The organism is Acetobacter papayae, assembly GCF_047721125.1.
GTDB lineage: Bacteria > Pseudomonadota > Alphaproteobacteria > Acetobacterales > Acetobacteraceae > Acetobacter > Acetobacter papayae.
The window spans coordinates 1-19,844 of record NZ_JBDNWF010000028.1 but is presented as its reverse complement, the minus strand read 5'-3'; the positions used below and the strand labels follow the sequence as shown (position 1 = coordinate 19,844).

Sequence of the window (19,844 nt, the reverse complement as noted above, 5' to 3'; positions counted from 1 at the left end):
GCCTCCCGCCCCGGAGGCTGGTTTTTCAGTTCCCTACACTTAGGGCGGCCACAGACAGGGTCAAGAGGCGGCGGACGAGAGAGCCGCCGGGCCATGCCCGTCCAGCAGCGTGTCGGGCAGCAGATCAACCCGTGGCCCCTCGGTCCAGACCAGCATGCACGTAATGGTGCGCTCGGGCCACAGGCCGCGCAGCAGGGCGCGGTACGCCGCCATCTGCCGCAGATAGAGCACGGGCGTATCCTGCACGCGGGTGGGCGGGTGGCGGCCACTTTTGTAATCGCACACCAGAACCCGCTCAGGCAGCACGCACATGCGGTCCACCTGCCCCATGATAACCTGCCCGCCCGCCACACCGGCCAGACGCTGCTCGGCCCGTGCACCGGGTGAAAAAAGCGGTGCAAGGTCGGGGGCCTGCAACACCGCCACCACCTGCGCAGCCAGTGTTTCCGCCTCATGCGTATCCAGCCCACTAGCAGCGCGCATAAGCCAACGCCGCGCCAGTTCCAGATGCCGTGCGGGTGGATGATCAGGCAGGAACTGCAACAGCGCATGCACCATGTTGCCACGGTGGAACGCCGCCTCGCGCGCCTTGCCTGGTGGCAACCCACCCACCGCCAGCGGCGAGCGCGCGGGCGGCAGCGGACCGAGCATGGCATCATCCGGGCGGGCGGGAGCCAGCGGACGGGCCAGCGGTGCTTCCGCCACCGGGGCAATAGCCTGCCAGTGCGGTGCACGCCCGGCCCATGCGGGCAGGGGGCTGAGGGCACGGCCCGGCTGCGCACCGGGGTCGCTCCCTTTGGCCGGGGCCTCCGCCGGGGCCGGGGTACGGGGTGTTTCCTCCAGCACCAGCATAGTGCCCGACCAGTCACCGGGGGGAGCTTCAGCCCCATCGGGCAAGGGTTCCGTATTCCAGTCCACGCTACGCGCCCCTGCCCGCTCGAACCCTTCGCGGCAGCGCTCGTACCAGCTTTCCGGCGGCACCGTGCGGCCGGGTCGCCAGCCGCAGACCACCAGCCTTTCGGCCGCACGGGTCAGGGCCACGTAAAGCAGGCGGTTATATTCCTCCACCGCGCGGGCGCGCGCCGTTTCTGCCAGCCTGCGTGTCAGCCCCACACCCATGGCCGCACGCGGCGTATAAAGCGGCACATCCAGTCCGCTGGCCGCGTCATGCGCCCAGAACAGCCTGTCCTCCGAGCGGGGAGCACCCACCGTATCGGGCAGGATGACAAGCCGCGCCTGCAACCCCTTGGAGCCATGCGCCGTCATGACCCGCACCGCATTGCCGCCAGCCTCTGCCTCGCGCCGGACAGTCTCGCGCGAGTGGCGTAACCAGTGCACAAAGCCCTGCAGCGAGGGCGGATGCTGCTCCTGATAGCGCAGGGCAGCGGACAGCAGCTCGTCCAGCGGCTCGGCCGCCTCCGGCCCCAGCCGCGCGAGCAGGCGTGCGCGCCCGCCAAGCTGGCCCAGCGCCATGGACAGCAGCGCATACGGCCCCAGATAATCCACCCGACCAAACAGCGTATCGAGCACATGCCACGCCTGCGCCCAGTCCGCGCGCTCGGCATGGCGGGTACGCAGGGCCGACCACAAAGGCTCATGCGCACTCCGGCCCGTGGCCAGCGCCATTAAGCTGTCATCGCTCAGCCCACCGAGGGGGGATGTCAGCACGCAAGCTAGTGTCAGGTCATCCTGCGGGAGCAGCAGGGCCGAGCACAGGGCCATGAGGTCCTGCACCGCAAGCTGATCCGCCAGCCCCGTGCGCACCAGTGTGGCCACCGGAATATCCTGCTCTTTGAGCGCACGCACCAGCATGGGCACGAAGGACGAGCGGCGCGGCACCAGCACCAGCACATCCGCCGGTGTCAGCGGGGTCTCGCCGGGGGCCGGGGGGGCGGCAAGCTGGGCTGCGATATGCCGGGCCAGTGCATCGGCCAGTTTTTGGCGCGGGCTGGGCCGTGTAGCGTTGGTACGCACGGGCTGCCATGGACTGGCGTCCTCGCCCGTTTCCTGTGTTTCGGCCAGAGGCCACAATTCTACCCGCCCGCCCTGACCGGGCCGGGCCGTAATATGGCGCATGGTGTGCTCGCGCGCCTCCACCACGCCGCGCGCGGCCTCGGGGTTGGCAAAAACTGCATCGACCAGCGCCAGAACTGGGGCCGTGGAACGGAAAGACACCGTAAGCTCGGGCTCGCGCCATGGCAGGCCCGCCTGCTCGGCCCGCTGCTTGAACCGCGCGCGCCATCCCCGAAAGGCCTCGGGGTCCGCCCCCTGAAACCCGTAGATGGACTGTTTGTAGTCCCCCACCGCAAACACCGTGCGCGGCCCGGCCTCCTGCTCGCGCGCGCCTACGCCGGAAAAAAACTCCTCGGTCAGATCCCCCGCAATCCGCCACTGCTCGGGCGAGGTGTCCTGCACCTCGTCCAGCAGCAGATGGTCAATCCCGCCATCGAGCTTGTACAGCACCCATGCCGCCCCCGGCTCACGCAGCAGGGACAGGGTGCTGTGGATCAGATCATCATATTCAAGCTGGCCCTGTAGCGCCTTGCGCGCATCGTAAAGCCGGGCCACGGGGGCCACAGTCTGCAACAGCGCGCTGCCCAGCCGGGCCAGCGCACAGGCCCGGCGGTTTTCCTCCACCGCGATAATCCGCTCCGCCTCACGCAAAAGCGCCTCAGCAGCCTGCGAACAGGTTTCCGCCAGTTTGGCGGTTATCAAGCCCTGCTTGCGGGGCCTGCCATCACGCGTGAGCAGCCCATCACGCCATAAGGCCCACTGCCCCGCCCGCTCGGGCGGAGGCAGGGCCAGCCAGTCCAGCAGGGCCAGCGTATTACCCTTAATAGTGGGCGTGCCTTTTTCAGACAGTTCCAGCAGGGCCGCGCGCACCGCGCCCTCTCCCGCAAAGGCCGTGCAGGCTTGCAGCACAAGGGCCTCATCGGGCGTATCCAGTGCGGCGGGCGGCAGGTCCAGTGCCCGGCACAGAACCGCGCGGGCAGCGTCGGGCTGGTTGGCCATGAGTTCCAGCATGGGCCGCGCCCGGCTCTCGCGCCGCAGGGCGGAGGCAAGGGTCATGAAATCACCCAGCCCGATCTGCCCTGCCAGCGGGGCAAGGGCTGTGGCCGGGCTGGTGCCCAAAACCGTTTCCGCACAGGTTTGCAGGGCCAGAGCCGCGTCTGTTTCCTCCATGACCGTAAAATGGGGGTTCATGGCCGCTTCCAGCGGGAAACGGCGCAAAAGCGACTGGCAGAAGGCGTGAATGGTGCCAATACGCATGCCACCGGGCATGTCCAGCACCTCGGCAAACAGCGCGCGCGCGCGCTGGCGGGTGTGTTGTGTTACCGGCACGGACAGGGCGCGCAGTTCCGCATCCAGCCGGGTATCGGACAACGTAACCCAGCGGCCCAGCCGGGTTTGCAGGCGAATGGCCATTTCCGCTGCTGCCGCCTTGGTAAAGGTCAGGCACAGGATACGGCCGGGGGGGCTGCCGGGAGCCAGTTCCTCTTCCGCACCCTCCGGGGCCAGACGGGGCAGCATCAGGCGCAGCAGGCGGTCGATCAGCAGCTTGGTTTTGCCACTCCCGGCGGAAGCGGACACGAAAACCGAGGCCGTGGGGTCTGACGCCATGGCCTGCTGGGCATTGGCCTGCGCCACGGCCCGCTCGATAGCCTGCGCAATGCCTAGTGCTTCGGAAAAAACGCCCTCCGTCATTAGGATTCATGCTCCATGCGGCCCTGACTCCATTCCGGCACGCGGGCCAGACGGGCGTAATCGGCAAAGCGTGGTTCCTGCCCCGGATGCGGGTGTGAAAGATAAGGCTGGGCCGGATCGTCATACGCGACAATCCGCTCGATCAGGCTAAGCCATGTCTGCTCGGCCAGTGCGCTCAGGCCTTCGGCCTCTTTGGGGGTAATGGCCACTTCCTCTCCTGCCTCCGCGCCGCCGGTCAGCCGCCAGTAGATCAGCCCGTCCATGATCCCGCCCGCTTCTTCAGCCCCAACGGCAAGGGTAATGCCCGCAAAACCGCCCCGCAGGATCATGGCGGCTTCCAGCGGGAGCTGGGGGCTCCAGCCTGCGAGCACGTCACGCGCAGAGGGGAGCACGCCGGTCTTGTAATCCAGCACGCTGACCCGCCCGTCAGGCCCAACCTCAATACGGTCGGCCCGGCCAGTCAGCGTGAAAGCACCGCCCGGTGCATCGGGCACCAGCACGCGCCCGCGCAGTTCCGTCCATATCGCACGGGGGGGGCTTTCTGCCCGCCGCCGGGTTTCGGCCTGCGCCACCCAGCCCGCAATCCGCGCCAGCCGGGGCTCCCACCAAGCACGCAGGGCCGGGCGGGGCCTGCGCGCGGCCAGACTTTCCACAAACAGCGCGTGCAGTCTGGCCTGTGCATCCGGTGGCCATGACACACCATGCGTGCGCACCCAGCGCTCCAGCGCGTCATGCACGATCATGCCGTAATCCGAGGCATCAGCCGCCTCCTCCAGTTCCGGCATGGGGTTGAGCCGCAGGATATGCCGCGCATAGATGGCGTATGGGTCGCGCATCCATGTTTCAATTTCGGTCACGCTCAGCCGCCGGGGCCGCAGGGCCAGCGGCGGGCACGGCCTTGGCGGGGGCACCGGCTGCGCCGCCCCCTGTGGCTGATCCAGCCCGTGCAACCAGTCCAGCACGGGGTGCGTGGGCAGGCTCACCCTCCGCCCGGCCAGAAAGGCATCCAGCCGGGTCAGCCAGCGCGCGGGCACCACGGGCGCGCCTTCGCGCCGCCGGGGGCAGGACAGCACCACCGTATGCGCCGCCACCGCCGCCGACACGAAATCATGCGCCGACTGGCCCACGGCTTCCTCAGGCGAGGGCAAACCCACTTTCTGGCGCATGGGGCGGCTCATCCACGGCCCGGCATCCGCCGTGGCGGGCCACACGCCTTCACACAGCCCCCCCAGAATAACCGTATGCGCCGTTTGCAGCCGTGCTTCGAACAGGCCCCAGACCAGCACGCGCGGGTGCAGGCCCGCAGGGTCTCCCCGCCGGGCCGCGCGGTCCTGCGCCAGCACCGCACCCAGCAATCCGTCAAGCACCGCCGGAGGCTGCGTGGGCAGAATATCGGCCGCCAGCATGAGTTCGGACAGGCGTGTGGCCAGCAGGTTTCCGTCTTCCCCACGCCACAGGCGGGCCGCGGCATCCTCGCTATCCGTGCAGGCCAGACGCTCGGCGGCCTCCACCAGCCCGGCCAGCAGCACGGGCACCGAGGCCCTGTGCCCTGCATCAGCCATTGCGGCCCCGGCCTCCTCCGCCTGCCACGCCAGAACTGGCTCCAGACAAGTTTCAAGCCTGTGCATGAAGGTTTCAAGCGGTTCGGGGCCGAAGGGCCTGTCCGCTTCCTGTCCGCCTTCCACCTGTGCGCGTTCATGCTCCTGCTGGCGGGCCAGAGTATCCGCTACCGCCGCACGCAGGGCCGCAAAACCCGGAGCTGGGGCTGGCCCGCGCAGCACCTGCCGCTCCAGCAGGCGGGCCGAAGCGCGGCACACGCCCGGCGGCAACCCGCACGCCACCAGCGGGTGTTTGAGCACCGAAAGCAGGGCCACGGGGGCAAAGCGGCTTTCCACCAGCCGGGCAATCAGCCGCAGCAGCACGGCACCGGGTGTATCCGCCAGCGCCATGCCCGCGCTGTCATCCGCCAGCACGCCCCAGCGGGCGAGTTCCGTTACCACCCGTGAGGCCAGAACCCTGTCCGGTGTAATAAGCGCCACCGTGCGCCCCTCATGCGCGATGGCATCACGCATGATCATACTGATGGCCAGCGCTTCTTCCTGCTCGTCCTGCGCGCTGATACGCACGACACCCGGCAGCAATGCCTCGGCCGCCTGTGCGGGGCTGGCCGCATTGGTGCCCTCGCCCTCACGCAGCACCCAGTCATCCAGCGCTGTGGCGGGCAGCATGACCCGCGACAGAACGGCCGAGCGAGCGGCCCGCCGCGCGGTTTCAGCCTCATCGGCCTCACCACCGCCTGTCCCTGCCATTCCAGCCCGAACAGGAACGGCAGGCACGGTAGCCCTCAATGGTTCCTGCGCCCGGTCCCATACCCGCACCTGCGCGCGCCCATGGCCAAGGGCCGCCAGCAAACGGGCCAGACCGGCCTGAGGGTGACTATCGGGCAGGGTATCGAACACGGCATCAGGCATGTTCATGTCCAGTCCGGGTAAAATCACCCGACCACCGGGACAAGCCAGAACCGCCGCCAATGCCTCCGCCGTTGGGGCCATGGCGTGGGTAAACCCTGCCGCCCATAGCCGTCCCTCGTCCCCCCGTGCCGCCATACCCCGCCACAGGGCCGCCTGCGCGCGCAATAGCGCAACCTGCCGGGCAACGGGATTCATCAACCCCTGACTGGCCAGCCAGACAGGCCACTGCTCGGTAATGATTTCCAGAAACCGCAGAATAATCTGCCAGTGCTGGGCAAAATCGTCCTGCACCGCGCCGGGCAGGCGCTCGTTTAGGGAAACACCGGCCCACTCGGCCTCGTCCATGAGTGTTGCGAGCGCACCCGCCAGCGGCCATGCCTGATCGAGCGTGGGGCGGGTACCAAATGCGCCTTCCGCCTGCAAAACAAGACGTGTCAGGGCTGCCTGCCGCGTCATGCCCCCTACAGCGGGCGGCAGGTCCAACGGGTCGAGCCCCTGCCCCTCCGGCACGCCGCCACCGGGCATGACCAGAGACAGGCTAAGCTCGGCCTCGTCCAGCGCGCCAATCGGCAGGATACGCGGCAGCAACATGGCCCCGCCATCCATCCGGCGCAGAAAGGCCTCGGTCAAAGCACGGGCAGCCCGGCGGCCCGGCAGGACAATCAGCCCTTCCCCCATAGCCTCGCGGTCATACCCGGCAGCCTGCATCCAGCGCGCGGCCAACTGATCCAGAAAAGGCAGATGCGCGGGAATACTCAGCAGCCGGGGCTCTGCGTCCTCCCTATTATAAAAGGACATAAGATTGGGCGTATCGTCCCGCCATGCTTCGGGGTTCCCACCATGCGGGGGCATCAGCCGTGCGCTCCATCCGGGCCGGGCGGAGCAGGCTCAAAACCCGCAGCCGTTAAAGACCGGACATCGAACCGCTCGGGCCAGCCTTGCAGATGGGCCACCCGCGTACCATCAGGCCGGACATCCAGCGTTACATGCAGTGCATCGGGCGGGGTCATGTCTTCCAGCCGCTCGGGCCATTCCACCAGCACCAGCCCGTCGCGCGCATCATCCCAGCCCAGTTCGTCCAGTTCATCCGGCCCGCCAAGCCGCCACAGGTCGAAATGATGCACGGTGCAGGACGGTGCCGCATAAGGCTGCACCAGAGTATAAGTAGGGCTTGGAACCTCCAGCGCTGCATCCTGACAGAAGGCGCGCAGGAAGGCTCTGGCCAGCACGCTCTTGCCTGCCCCCAGCGGGCCGGACAGCAGAATGGCGTCTCCCGCCCCGGCCTGCCGCGCCAGAAAGGCCGCCAGTGCCCGTGTTGTCTCTTCCGTTTCCAGAATAATCATGTGCTCACCCGCCAACCCGGACGGCTGGCGTTCATCCGGCCTGATCAGTCCAGACTGAAACGCCATGCCCTGCCTCTTTCAAAGCGGTTCTGCCACACGGGGTCAATGGCCATACAACCTATGAGAGCGCGACAAAAATGGCACGCAGGACAGGTTTGCCACAAAAAAAACCATTTCCAACGCAACCCACGCGCGAACCATGCGTCACCGCTCCTGTAGATATCAGAGACCAAACCGCTTCACTGCGGAAAACTGCAACGATCGAGGTTCTCATGCGGCTGACAAGACCACAACCAGAAGGATATGAATTATGGGGTCCAGCTTCCCGAAAGGACGCGTTACGCTATAATTTCTCTAGCCATTTGCAACCATAGGGTGCAAAAAATTAATTGCCGCTTTTCTATGAGGTGCAACCATGCGCATTCTGTTCGTCGAGGATCATTTCGCCTCCAGCCGCGCCATTCTATCAACACTCAAGAAAGTTGGTCTGAGTTGCGATCTGGCGCGTTCGGGGCAGAATGCCCTGGAGCTGCTCCGCAATTACGATTACGGCCTTGCCATCATCAGCCAGCGCCTGCCCGGTCTGGACGGCTTTGCAATCCTGACCGCCCTGCGTTCGCTCAAGATCACGACGCCGGTCATTATTCTTTCAGGTATTGATACAGCCGAAACCAAGCTCCGCGCCTTTGCGCTGGGTGCGGATGACTTCATGCGCCAGCCGCCGGACATGGCCGAGCTTGTGGCGCGTATTCAAGCAATCCTGCGCCGTTCGAACGGTTTTGCTCATCCCATCATTCAGGTGGGGGATCTGAGCCTTGACCTCAACAGCCAGTCCGTGACCGTCAAGGATCAGATCCTGCATCTGACGGGCAAGGAATTTGCCGTGCTGGAGCTGCTGGTTCTGCGCAAGGGTATCGCCCAGACCAAGGAAACATTCCTCAACCACCTCTATGGCGGGCGGGATGAGCCGGATATCAAGATCATTGATGTCTTTGTCTGCAAGCTCCGAAAAAAGCTTGAACGCGTGGGTATCAGGAACCTGATTTCCACCGTCTGGGGCAAAGGATATATCCTGCACGAACCCCAGCCTCAGAGGCTGGCGGCTACAGTACCGCCTGTCATGCCGCTGGGCACTGTTGCCCACGCCTCTTCTCACCCAGTTCAGGCTTTGCGCGTGGTGGGCGAATAACACAACAGGCCCGCAACATGCGTGCGGGCCTTGTTCTTTTGTCAGGCCAGCCCACCATGCCAGCCATGGGCATGCCATAATGGCCCTGCCCCCTGCCCAAAGCCGGGAGCATGGGCAATGGCGGCCTGCACATAGCGCCGAGCCTGATCCGTAGCCTCGATAAGGGAAAAACCCTGCCCGAGCCGGGTAGCCAGAGCACTGGCCAGCGTACAGCCCGTACCATGGGTATGCCGCCCCGGCAGACGCAGACCGGGAAACTCCGTCAGCCCGCTGTCATCCAGCAGAATATCCACAATAGTCTCGCCCTGCATATGGCCGCCCTTGAGCAGCACCGCCGCACCCGTGCGCTCACGCAAGGTGCGGGCAGCCTCTTTCATATCCGCAAGGGTCACAAGCTCCCGCCCGACAAGCTGCATGGCTTCGGGCAGGTTGGGAGTCATGACGGTTGCAAGCGGCAGCAGCTCACACACGAGGCTTTCCAGTGCATCGGCCTGCAACAGCACCGCACCGCCCTTGGCCACCATAACCGGGTCCACCACAATCGGCAGGCCGGGGGTCTGGTGCCTGATGGTTGCCACCTCGTCCGCCACAGCATGGATTTCAGCCGCACCGCCCAGCATGCCGGTTTTGATCGCGTCTATGCCAATATCGTCGCGCACGCTGCGGATCTGCTGGCGCACAAATTCCGGCGGCACGGGCAGGATACCCTGCACCCCTAGCGTGTTCTGGGCTGTCAGGGCTGTCAGAGCCGTCATGGCGTAGCCACCCAGCGCCGTTATGGCCTTGATATCGGCCTGAATACCGGCACCACCGCCGGAATCGCTCCCGGCAATGGACAGAACCCGCGCGCGCCGCAGGCCACCATGCCCCTGAGCAGCAGAGACGACAGCAGTATTGTCAGGAACAGCGGATGACATAGCGGGGCTTTCCATCAGTTTTTCATCAACGGCGCAGGCTAGGGCCATAACACCGGCAGACCGGGTTCAGGCAGGGAGCGTCACCTGCTCCAGACTTTCGCACATCTGGCTGACAGCCTGCTCCACCAGCGCGCTGTCTTCCGCCTCGACCATCACCCGCACCAGCGGTTCCGTGCCGCTGCGGCGTAGTACCAGACGCCCGCGCCCGGCCAGCAACTGCTCGACCTCTTTCTGGCGCTCACGCACGCTCGGCGTTTCCAGCGGGCAGGCACCCGAATAGCGCACATTGCGCAGCACCTGCGGCCAGGGTTCGAACAGACGGCAGACCTCGCTGGCCGGGCGGCCCTGCTCCACCAGAACGGCCAGCACCTGTAGCGCTGCAATCAGCCCATCGCCCGTGGTGGCAAAATCCGTCAGCACCATATGGCCCGACTGCTCGCCCCCAACATTGGCCCCGCGCTCACGCATGCGCTCAACCACGTAGCGGTCGCCCACAGCGGTGCGTTCCAGCCCCACGTTCAGGCTTTCCAGAAAACGCTCCAGCCCCAGATTGGACATAACCGTGGCCACAACAGCCCCGCCCACCAGCCGTCCCTCGCGCGCCCATGACTGGGCGATCAGGGCCAGAAGCTGGTCGCCATCAATCAGGTGGCCGGTTTCATCCGCAATCAGCACCCGGTCCGCATCGCCATCCAGTGCGATCCCCAGATGCGCGCCATGGCGCACCACGGCCTCGCACAATGCGGCAGGTTGGGTGGAGCCACACCCGGCATTGATGTTCACGCCATCAGGCTCGCAACCAACCCGCACCACTTCGGCGCCGAGTTCCCACAGCGCCGTCGGGGCCACGCGATAGGCCGAGCCATTGGCGCAGTCGATCACGATTTTCATGCCATCGAGCCGCAAGCCGCGAGGGAAAGACGCCTTGGCACTTTCCACATACCGGCCCGCCGCGTCATTCAGCCGCGAGGCACGGCCAATCTGCTCGGGCGGGGCCAGACGGTCATGCAGGTCGGCTTCCATAAGGGATTCAATTACGGCTTCATCCTGATCGGACAGCTTGAAACCATCGGGGCCGAACAGCTTGATGCCGTTATCGTAAAACGGGTTGTGCGAGGCCGAGATCATGACACCCAGATCAGCCCGGAGCGAACGGGTGAGCATGGCAATGGCCGGTGTGGGCAGCGGACCAACCAGCGTGACATCCATACCCGCGGACAGAAAACCCGAAACCAGCGCGCTTTCGATCATATAGCCCGAAAGCCGCGTGTCCTTACCCAACAGCACGCTATGCCGGTGTTCGCCCCGCCGGAAGTGCAGCCCGGCTGCCTGTCCGAGTTTCTGGGCGATTTCCACCGTCATGGGGGGCTGATTGGCCTTGCCCCGAATACCGTCCGTTCCGAAAAAATGCCTCATGCCGCGTGTTCCAACCCCAGCTTGCCGGGCAGGCCCGCCTGTATAGGCGCAAACCGCGCTCCGCCCTGTCCCTTCCTTTTCCTAAAACGGTTTAGCCCCCAGTGAAACCGTATCATGACGAAGAAATCACGCTTTGGACGCATAAAGGGTCTGCCAGACCCTGACACCCTGCATCATGCCCGGCACATCATGCACCCGCAGCACGGGCTGGCCCAGCGGCATGGCCTGAAGCGACGCCGCCTGTGTGCCCGCATCACGCGCGGCGGGAGTGGCTTCGCCCGTCATATCGCCAATCATGCGCTTACGTGAAAGAGCGAACACCACACGACACCCCAGATTAGCCAACAAAAGGCAGCGCCGCAGCAGCTCCGCGTTCTGCGCCGCCGTTTTGGCAAAACCAAAGCCGGGGTCCACCATCAGCCGCTCCCGGGCGATCCCCGCCGCCTCGGCGGCCTCTACCCGCTCGCCCAGTTCCCGCACGACCTCGCTGGCCACATCTTCATAGACAGCGTGCTGCTCCATGGTCTGCGGGGTGCCGCGCATATGCATGAGCACAATGCCGCATGTATGCCCGGCCAGCAGGGGCAGGGCCTGCGGGTCATGCTGCAGGGCCGTGACATCGTTAATCACGGCCACACCGGCCTCCAGCGCGCGTTCCATCACCAGACTGTTGCGCGTATCAACCGACAGGGCGGCCTGCGGGGTCTCCTGCCGCAGGGCCGTGATAACCGGCCCCACACGCTCCCATTCCTGAGCGGGCGTAATGACAGCCGAGCCCGGCCGCGTGCTTTCCCCACCAATATCGAGCACCCGGCTCCCGGCTTCCACCATGGCCCTGCCAGCGCGCACGGCGGTCTCGCACGTGTCATGCCGCCCGCCATCGCTGAAACTGTCTGGCGTTGCATTGAGTATGCCCATGACCTGCGCGCCTGCGGGCAGGTTTGCATCCGGCACCGGAGCAACCAGCCGCGCCAGCACACCCTGCCAGTCCGCAGGCACATCACCTACCGGCAGCGGGTCAGAAATCTGCGCGCCCTCAATCAGCCGGACGACTGAAAACGCAGCCGTGCCCCCCATAAGCCACAGCGCCCTGCCCTGCCTTACGGCCACCACTGCTGCATCGCCATACAGCAGGCCCATGGGTTCCACCAACCGATGCCACTGGCCCATGTCCGTTACTCCGTTTTTTTGCGCCATAAACACAATGGCCCGGCCAGCATGCTTCTGATGAAGCACCCTGACCGGGCCGATATATTTTTTACTCAGTCAACCAGATAGGCCAGCCCCTTACGCGGCTTTAGCCGGGCTGGGGCATGGTCTGGGAACCTTCATCCACCACGGGAGCGGATGGCGTTTCATCCCCCGCCCCAACCTGCGGTACCGAAGCGCGGCGGTTGATCGGGCCTTTTTCGTCTTCCTCAGCCCGCTCGATCGGCTGACCGCGCATGATCTGGCGGATTTCCTCGCCCGAGAGGGTTTCATATTCCAAAAGGGCGTTCGCCAGACTGTGCAACTGATCGACATGACCATGCAGGTAGTTGCGGGCCTGTTCGTAGGCATCTTCGATCAGACGACGGATTTCCTCGTCGATCTCGCGCGCCGTTTCTTCGGAGAAGTTACGGCTCTGGCCGCCGAAAAAGCCACCGCCCTGATCATCATCCACATAGGCGATCATGCCCAGCTTTTCGCTCATGCCCCATTCGGTCACCATGCTGCGGGCAACGCGGGTGGCCATTTTGATATCACCCATCGCGCCGTTGCAGATGTTGTCCTTGCCGTAAACGACTTCCTCCGCCACGCGACCGCCCATGGCGACCACCAGATGAGCAATGGCGTTGTTGCGGCTCATGGACAGGCGGTCATCCTCAGGCAGACGCATGACCATACCCAGCGCCCGACCACGCGGAATAATGGTGGCCTTGTGGATAGGCTCGCTCTCGGGCACCAGCACGGCGGTAATGGCGTGCCCTGCCTCATGATAGGCGGTGCGCTTCTTTTCCTCATCGCTCATGACCAGCGAACGACGCTCGACACCCATGAGCACCTTGTCCTTGGCGTTTTCAAACTCACGCATGGACACGGTGCGCCGCCCCAGACGGGCCGCCGACAGTGCGGCCTCGTTAATCAGGTTGGCCAGATCAGCCCCGGAGAAACCGGGCGTGCCACGGGCAATGATACGCGGGTCAACATCAGCCGCCAGCGGCACCTTGCGCATATGCACACGCAGGATTTTCTCGCGCCCCGAAACATCGGGGTTAGGCACCACCACCTGCCGGTCGAACCGGCCGGGGCGCAGCAATGCGGGGTCGAGCACATCCGGGCGGTTGGTGGCGGCAATCAGGATCACGCCCTCATTGCTTTCAAAACCGTCCATCTCCACCAGCATCTGGTTGAGAGTCTGCTCGCGCTCGTCGTTACCGCCGCCCATGCCTGCACCACGATGGCGGCCCACGGCGTCGATTTCGTCGATAAAGATAATGCACGGCGCGGCTTTCTTGCCCTGCTCGAACATGTCGCGCACGCGCGAGGCACCAACGCCCACGAACATCTCCACAAAATCCGAACCGGAAATGGTGAAGAACGGCACATTGGCTTCGCCAGCAATGGCGCGGGCCAGCAGGGTCTTACCCGTGCCGGGCGGACCAACAAGCAGCACGCCCTTGGGAATTTTGCCGCCAAGGCGGGTGAATTTCTGCGGGTCTTTCAGAAAATCGACGATTTCCTGAAGCTCGGCCTTGGGCTCGTCAATACCGGCCACGTCGTCAAACGTTACGCGACCATGTTTTTCGGTCAGCATTTTGGCGCGTGACTTGCCAAACCCCATGGCGCGGCCACCGGCACCCTGCATCTGGCGCATCATGAACAGCCATGCGGCCACCAGCAGCAGAATGGGCAGCGCGTTCAGGAAATAGCGCAGCAGCGGGCTGCCATCCTGATCGAGCGGCTTGGCCGAGACCTCAACCCCCTTGCTCACCAGATGCGAGACAAGCGAGGGATCATCCGGCGCGTAGCTTTCAAACGCCGTGCCATCCTTGAGCGTGCCGGAAATATTGTGGTTCTGCATCACCACCGAGCGCACATGCCCTGCATCCACATCCGCGACAAAGTCGGAATAGGCGAGCTGCTGCGCGGCGTGCTGAGCACTTCCGGGCTGGAACATGTTCACAAGCAGGAGGAGCACCAGAATGATGCTGACCCACAGCGCCAGATTGCGGCCTAAATTATTCATCGTGCCCGAGTATCCATAGTTCTAGAGCGAGAGCGCGCCCTGTGCTGTATCTTGCCCGCCCATGCTCAGAAAAAGCAACCTCTCCTCCCTGTAAATGGGTACGAACGCCGCCATTCCTAGGGCCATGGGCAAATATTATACCCCTCATCACCAGACAGACAGCCATATAACCCACCGCCACTGAGGGATGCGGGCGGGGTAAAAAAGAACCGCGCGCCCGCCCAGATCGGCTCCGGCCCGGCATTTTTCAGCCCGGCAGGCCCCGGCACATCCCCCTGCGACTCACCGGCTTGCGGCTCCGTCCGGCTTCGCGCGCCCCCGTTTGGCGCATTCGCACCCGGAATGCCCGCAGGCAGTAAACCTTCGCAGGCCGCGCGCTCCTGCGGGGCAACCCAGCCCAGCGCGGGCACAGCTACCCGCACGCCGCGCCACCACAAAGCAGGCAACGTGGCGCAGAAAGCAGCAGGCCAGCCCTGCCGTGCCGCGCGTGGCAGACCCAGCCCCGCTGCCGCCACACACAACCCGTGGGGCTCCGCCCCATACCGCGCCGTATCAGCATCACGAGTGTGCTTGGGGAAGTGCAGGGTAAAGCGCCCGTCCCATACCGCGCCCTCACGCGCAGGCATGCCCGCGGCCATGGCCGCAGCCTCACGCGTGAGCCACCACGCCCCGCGCCAGTGCACCAACCGCGTGCCCGCCAGTGTGGCCCCGGCAAACGCTGCGCCGCCCTGCGCATTCTCCCGCACTACAGAGCATAGCCGGTCCACAGCCGCAGGGGCAGGCGGGTAAACATGCCCGCTTATGCAGCGGATCAGCGCTGCCAGCAGTGCGGGTTCAGGCAGAGTCTCGCCCAGCCGCGCCCAGCCCTGTGGTAGCACGGCTACCGTGCGGGCCGCTGCCTCGGCACGTGTAGCCTCCCGCGCCATGCGTCCGGCCCCGGCCTCCATGGCCAGACACCAGAATTTTTCCCGCAGGCCTTCATCGGCAAGCTGGTGGCGTATGCGCACCCGCTCGGCACGCCTGTCTTCATTGGACGGGTCATCCACCCATTCAAGCTCGGCAGCCCGCAAGGTATTGCGCAGGGCCAGCCGTGAAACCCCAAGTAAAGGTCGCACCAGCCGCAGGTCTGGCAGCAGGCTGATCCAGCCCATGCCCGCCAGCCCGTCTGGCCCGCTGCCCGCTGCCTGCCGCATGCAAGCAGTTTCAGCCTGATCATCGGCCTGATGGCCCAAAAGCAGGTCTAGGCACCCCTGTGCCCGGCATGCGGCACGCAAGGCAGCGTAACGCGCATCACGCGCACGGTGCGCAATGCCCGGACCATATTGGAGGTTTTTGAGGGTCAATATCTGCGCGGGCACGCCCATATCGCGCAGGCGCTCAAGGGTCAGAGCTGCCTCGGCGGCTGATTCCGCCCGCAATCCGTGATCAACCACAAAAGCCAGCAGGTTGCGCCGCCACCGGGTTGCAAGCCATGCCAGACACAGGCTATCGCCCCCACCGGAAACCGCCAGCGCTACGGGTGGCTGGCCGGGCGTATCCTCAACAAACGGGCCCAGCCGCGCCATATGCTTGGAAAACCACTGGGGGCAGACGGCCTGCCCGGAAAAAACAGGCCGCCCCGCAAACAGGGCGGAAATACCACTACCCCCCAAACCTATGCGCCAAAACGGCCATTAGCCGCATCCGCCACGCTGGCCGTAAATATCCGCCGCATTGCTCACACGCTTGGCCGGGTCGGGGAATTCGGCATGCAGTTTGCCCAGAGCCTGACAGGCGGCTTTCTTGTCACCCAGCGCCAGCAGCGTTGCGGTAACGCCAAGCAGGGCATCCGGCGCGCGGGTGCTTTTGGGCGAAAGGCTGTAGGCCTCGTAATAAGCCAGAGCCGACTGCCGATACTGCTTCTGCCCCGCGAGAGACTGTGCCAGCAGGAACTGCGCATCCACCTTGAAAGCGCCCTTGGCATGTTGCAGAGCGGCCTGCGCATTATCATGCGCGGTATCGTAGTCTTTCTTGACCAGTGCGGCCTTGCCCGCCTTGAGCAGGTCATCAGGCGTGGTGGGCGCGCTCGCGGCCGGGGCCGGGGCCGCACTCGCAGCCGTGGAGGCCGCGGCTCCGGCGGCGGCACCACCGCCACCATTCTGGGCAGCAAACTGGTTATCGCCAATCTGCTTGGCGAGTGCTGCGGTCTTTTGCTGGAGGTCGTTGGTCAACTGGTCGATTTCGCCGCGCATGTCGCGCTGCTGCTGCTCCAGCGTGCTGACACGCTCCAGCAACTGGGAAACCAGATCCCCATTGGCCGCTGTCCCGCCCGTGGACGCGACCGGGAGAGCACTATCGCCGCCCCGTGCGGACTGAGCCTGTTCGAGTTCCTGCCTGAGCGCCAGAATCTGATTCTGCAAGGCAATGCCTTCACGGCTGGAAACATCCTGCGCCCAGCCTGCGGGTGCTGTCGTGGCCAGCAATGCCACCACACCCAACGCCGCCAAACCCTGTCGCGCACCCTGCCCTGTCATGACTCTGGCCTTCATGGGAACCTCTCGCTTGCTTTCCTGTCGGGCAAGGATTTCACCATTGTGCCCGGCAAAATCAAGTACGTAAAAAACAAAACAGGCCGGGCCTTTGGGGCCCGGCCTGTCAGCCGATCAGATCAGAAATTCAGAAATACTGAAATTCTTACTTAACGGAGGTAATGGCGTTACGGTTCTGCGCCCATGCTTCCTCGTTGTCGCCAAGAGCCGTGGGACGGTCCTTGCCGTAGGAAATGGTGGAGATGCGCGAAGACGTCACACCCTTGGACACCAGGAAGTCACGCGCGGCGTTGGCGCGGCGCTGGCCCAGGGCGATGTTGTATTCTTCGGTGCCGCGGTCATCGCAGTTACCAGCGACTTCAACGTTAACCTGCTGATACTTCGCCATCCAGTCAGCCTGCTTCTGCAGGGTGGCTTTTGCGTCGTCCTTCAGGCCGCTCTTGTTGAGATCAAAGAACACGCGGTCGCCAACATTGGCAACGAGGTCAGCTTCGCTGCCCGGAACCGGGCCAGACGGCATGCTCGCACCCGTAGAGGCGCCGGTGTTCGCCTTTTCATTCGCGCAGGCTGACAGAAGAGCAACCATACCAAGCGCGGCAACAACTTTCAGTCTCATGTGTCGGATCCTGAGAACTAGCCCCAAAAGGGAGCTATTCGGAGAAAAAAGAGTTAATAACCTTGTATCCCCTCGCACCCTCCAGCTCCTCTGCGAATCCCTTCGAAGAGCCGACGAATTTTGGAGACCAATTCGCCCTAAGCCATAGCTTATCGGCGGGGTCAAGTTCCATTTCAATTTGTCATGACTGGCATGACAATACTGATACCGAAACGACACAGTCCTGAGGGAAAACCTGTGTTCATCCCTTTGAACTCACGTAGTTTTGTACGGCTTTCTACCGCCATTTTCTGGCCCTGTCGTCTCTCACGCACACGGCGTGGAGACTCCAAGGCACAAAAATATTGTGGCTCAGCCGTTCAGCGGCGACCATGTGGGATCAGACGCCTGTTCGGGCGTGGACACCACACGGTCGTTAAAGCCGGTAATGTCCACCATGCCGATCCCGGAGCTGAACCCGCTACCACCGGCCCCGGCCCGTGTCTGGCGGCAATAGACCAGCACACGCCCGTTGGGGCAGAAGCTCGGGTTTTCCACGGTAAAGCCTTCGGTCATGATCCGCTCGCCCGTGCCGTCCGGTGCCATGACACCGAGCGAGAAGGCGTTGTTGGCAATCCGCGTAAAGGCAATCAGGTCCCCACGGGGCGACCATACCGGCGTGCCATACGTGCCCTGCCCGTAGGAAATACGACGTGCAGCGCCACCCGTAGCAGGCATGATGTAGAGCTGCGGCGCCCCCCCACGGTCGGAGTTGAACACGATCTGCGAGCCGTCAGGGCTGAAACTGGGGCTGGTGTCGATCGCGCCGGATGCCGTGATCTGCCGCCGCACGCCTGAGGACAGGTCGACCGTATACAGGTCGGACCCACCATTGCGCGTGACCGACAACACAACCGTATGCCCATCGGGTGAGAAATGCGGTGCGAAGGAAATGCCCTGGAAGTCGCCCAGAACCCGCTGCCGCCCCGTGCTGAGGTTGAACAGATACACGCGCGGCCGGTCATTGGCGTAGGACATGAACGCGATTTCATCCCGCGTGGGGCTGAAGCGCGGCGTCAGGGTCAGCCAGCGGCCTGCCGTCAGCATGCGGCAGTTCGCCCCATCCTGATCCATGATCGCGAGCCGCGTGGTCTGGCGCCCACGGGGGCCGTTACGCGAAATGAAGGCGATGCGGGTATCGAAATAGCCTTTTTCGCCCAGCATGCGCTCATAGATCACATCGCCCACAATATGGGCGATACGCCGCCAGTTGGCTGCCGAGGTGGTGTAGGCCGTGCCCTGAATCTGCTGGTGCGCCAGCACATCCCACAGGCGGATTTCCACCCGCACGGACGAGCCGCTGCCCGTAACACTACCCGTCACCTGCGCATGGGCACCCATGGCCTTGGCGGCGGCAAAGTCGGGCGTGCCTGCATTGGCCCCACCGGGAATGACCTTGAACAGCCCTGTGGTGTTCAGGTCGTTGGTCAGCACCTGTGCGATCTGCTGCCCCAGCCCTGAACCAAGGTCAGGCACGATAATGGGGATAGGAGCCGTACGCGCCTGATCGACGGTGATTTCAGCCTCGGCCCCCGAAGTCGCCGCGCGAGCAGTCCCTTCAAGCGGCACGGCCAGAATTCCAGCAGCAGCCAGACCGCCGCCCAGCAGCGTGCGACGGCGCAGGCTGCTCGCAAGCAGATCGGCTTCCTGATCGGAAATAAGAGGCCGGGTACTTTTCAGCATGTTTTGTCCTCCCTCTGGCCTGATTTTCAAGGCCTGAACACAAATTTCAACTGCTGGGTCTGCCCGAGCAGTTCCTTTGGAATGGGCAGTTTGGCGCAGGTCGGATTCAGCACGGCGGCACGGGCTCGCTCGGCCAGTGCGCGGTATGATGAATCCGCGTCCATACGCGCCTGGGTTTCCGGCGAGAACTGCACGATACGCGCCTCACCCGTGCCATCGACCGTCACCACCAGATGCGCGACAAAAGTGGCGTAATCCTTCGCTGCCGTATCCTCGGTGTAGCAGCGGCGTACCTGTGCGCCGATGGCTTTCTGCTGGCCAACACTCAGGCTGCCGACAATATTACCAACGGGCGAACCACCACCGCCGGGCGAACCGCCTGCCAGCGGATTTGCACGCGCCTTGGGCGGGTGGGTCTGCTTCTGATCCGTGCGGAAGGCATCAAGCGTTGCCAGCAGCGAATGCGTGTCCGGCACGGATTTCTTGACCTTGTTCGGCTGGGTGATGTGCGAGGGCACCACCATGTCCGGCACCTGATCGGCCTGCTGCGTAATAGGGGCAGGCGGCGCCACCATGGGCGACGGCTTGACCGGTGCAGGCGGCGAAGGTGGCGTTTTGACAGCCTCGGGCGAGGGTTCCTCCGCCTTGGGGGGCAGCGGGTCGTCGGGCAGCGGCTCAGGCTCCGCCTGCGGCGGCGGAGGTACGGCC

13 protein-coding genes are annotated in these 19,844 nt (G+C 64.5%); 1 reads left to right on the top strand and 12 read right to left on the bottom strand.

Going from position 1 to position 19,844, the window contains the following annotated elements:
* Positions 1-60: 60 nt before the first annotated feature.
* Genes addA through tsaE form a run of 3 tightly spaced genes read right to left on the bottom strand, consistent with a single transcriptional unit; the run spans position 61 to position 7,519 of the window.
* Entirely contained in the window at positions 61-3,705 is a 3,645-nt protein-coding gene (gene addA / locus ABF757_RS09045) for a double-strand break repair helicase AddA (RefSeq protein WP_415481880.1), read from the bottom strand.
* Complete coding sequence (gene addB, locus ABF757_RS09040) at positions 3,705-6,974, bottom strand: double-strand break repair protein AddB (protein ID WP_415481890.1); 3,270 nt, start codon at positions 6,972-6,974, stop codon at positions 3,705-3,707. Before addB ends, addA begins: the two co-directional genes overlap by 1 nt.
* Positions 6,975-7,027: 53 nt before the next feature.
* Positions 7,028-7,519 (bottom strand): tRNA (adenosine(37)-N6)-threonylcarbamoyltransferase complex ATPase subunit type 1 TsaE, encoded by a 492-nt coding sequence (gene tsaE, locus ABF757_RS09035; RefSeq protein ID WP_081773598.1) that lies wholly within the window; start codon positions 7,517-7,519, stop codon positions 7,028-7,030.
* A gap of 415 nt (positions 7,520-7,934) precedes the next feature.
* Between tsaE and ABF757_RS09030 the strand changes: the two genes are divergently transcribed.
* A complete protein-coding gene (locus ABF757_RS09030) occupies positions 7,935-8,708 on the top strand; it encodes a response regulator transcription factor (RefSeq protein WP_415481879.1) in 774 nt (257 codons plus the stop codon).
* Positions 8,709-8,749: 41 nt separating this feature from the next.
* Here the strand turns inward: ABF757_RS09030 and thiD are convergent, their stop codons facing one another.
* The 9 genes from thiD to ABF757_RS08985 all read right to left on the bottom strand — a co-directional run.
* Positions 8,750-9,625, bottom strand: a complete 876-nt coding sequence (thiD, locus tag ABF757_RS09025) for a bifunctional hydroxymethylpyrimidine kinase/phosphomethylpyrimidine kinase (RefSeq protein ID WP_415481878.1) — start codon at positions 9,623-9,625, stop codon at positions 8,750-8,752.
* 66 nt (positions 9,626-9,691) lie between these two features.
* On the bottom strand, positions 9,692-11,041 hold the full coding sequence (gene glmM, locus ABF757_RS09020; RefSeq protein ID WP_415481877.1) for a phosphoglucosamine mutase: 1,350 nt from the start codon (positions 11,039-11,041) through the stop codon (positions 9,692-9,694).
* A 126-nt stretch (positions 11,042-11,167) separates the two neighbouring features.
* Positions 11,168-12,211, bottom strand: coding sequence for a dihydropteroate synthase (gene folP, locus ABF757_RS09015; RefSeq protein WP_415481876.1), 1,044 nt, complete (start codon positions 12,209-12,211; stop codon positions 11,168-11,170).
* 127 nt (positions 12,212-12,338) lie between these two features.
* On the bottom strand, positions 12,339-14,270 hold the full coding sequence (gene ftsH / locus ABF757_RS09010; RefSeq protein ID WP_025861615.1) for an ATP-dependent zinc metalloprotease FtsH: 1,932 nt from the start codon (positions 14,268-14,270) through the stop codon (positions 12,339-12,341).
* A gap of 116 nt (positions 14,271-14,386) precedes the next feature.
* Positions 14,387-15,835, bottom strand: a complete 1,449-nt coding sequence (gene tilS / locus ABF757_RS09005) for a tRNA lysidine(34) synthetase TilS (RefSeq protein WP_415481875.1) — start codon at positions 15,833-15,835, stop codon at positions 14,387-14,389.
* A gap of 108 nt (positions 15,836-15,943) precedes the next feature.
* Positions 15,944-16,798, bottom strand: coding sequence for a hypothetical protein (locus ABF757_RS09000; protein WP_415481873.1), 855 nt, complete (start codon positions 16,796-16,798; stop codon positions 15,944-15,946).
* Positions 16,799-16,943: 145 nt separating this feature from the next.
* A complete protein-coding gene (gene pal, locus ABF757_RS08995; RefSeq protein WP_025861774.1) occupies positions 16,944-17,414 on the bottom strand; it encodes a peptidoglycan-associated lipoprotein Pal in 471 nt (156 codons plus the stop codon).
* Between the two features lie 351 nt (positions 17,415-17,765).
* Entirely contained in the window at positions 17,766-19,136 is a 1,371-nt protein-coding gene (gene tolB, locus ABF757_RS08990; protein WP_025861775.1) for a Tol-Pal system beta propeller repeat protein TolB, read from the bottom strand.
* A gap of 26 nt (positions 19,137-19,162) precedes the next feature.
* Positions 19,163-19,844, bottom strand: a 682-nt coding sequence (locus tag ABF757_RS08985) for an energy transducer TonB (RefSeq protein ID WP_415481872.1), incomplete at its 5' end; no start/stop codon positions are given.

Bases quoted from the DNA above. Each gene is read 5' to 3' on its own strand.
- tilS (WP_415481875.1), bottom strand. From the start codon at position 15,835: ATGGCGCGGCTGGGCCCGTTTGTTGAGGATACGCCCGGCCAGCCACCC.
- pal (WP_025861774.1), bottom strand. From the start codon at position 17,414: ATGAGACTGAAAGTTGTTGCCGCGCTTGGTATGGTTGCTCTTCTGTCA.
- ABF757_RS09000 (WP_415481873.1), bottom strand. From the start codon at position 16,798: ATGAAGGCCAGAGTCATGACAGGGCAGGGTGCGCGACAGGGTTTGGCG.
- addB (WP_415481890.1), bottom strand. From the start codon at position 6,974: ATGTCCTTTTATAATAGGGAGGACGCAGAGCCCCGGCTGCTGAGTATT.
- folP (WP_415481876.1), bottom strand. From the start codon at position 12,211: ATGGGCCAGTGGCATCGGTTGGTGGAACCCATGGGCCTGCTGTATGGC.
- ftsH (WP_025861615.1), bottom strand. From the start codon at position 14,270: ATGAATAATTTAGGCCGCAATCTGGCGCTGTGGGTCAGCATCATTCTG.
- tsaE (WP_081773598.1), bottom strand. From the start codon at position 7,519: ATGATTATTCTGGAAACGGAAGAGACAACACGGGCACTGGCGGCCTTT.
- tolB (WP_025861775.1), bottom strand. From the start codon at position 19,136: ATGCTGAAAAGTACCCGGCCTCTTATTTCCGATCAGGAAGCCGATCTG.
- ABF757_RS09030 (WP_415481879.1), top strand. From the start codon at position 7,935: ATGCGCATTCTGTTCGTCGAGGATCATTTCGCCTCCAGCCGCGCCATT.
- glmM (WP_415481877.1), bottom strand. From the start codon at position 11,041: ATGAGGCATTTTTTCGGAACGGACGGTATTCGGGGCAAGGCCAATCAG.
- thiD (WP_415481878.1), bottom strand. From the start codon at position 9,625: ATGTCATCCGCTGTTCCTGACAATACTGCTGTCGTCTCTGCTGCTCAG.
- addA (WP_415481880.1), bottom strand. From the start codon at position 3,705: ATGACGGAGGGCGTTTTTTCCGAAGCACTAGGCATTGCGCAGGCTATC.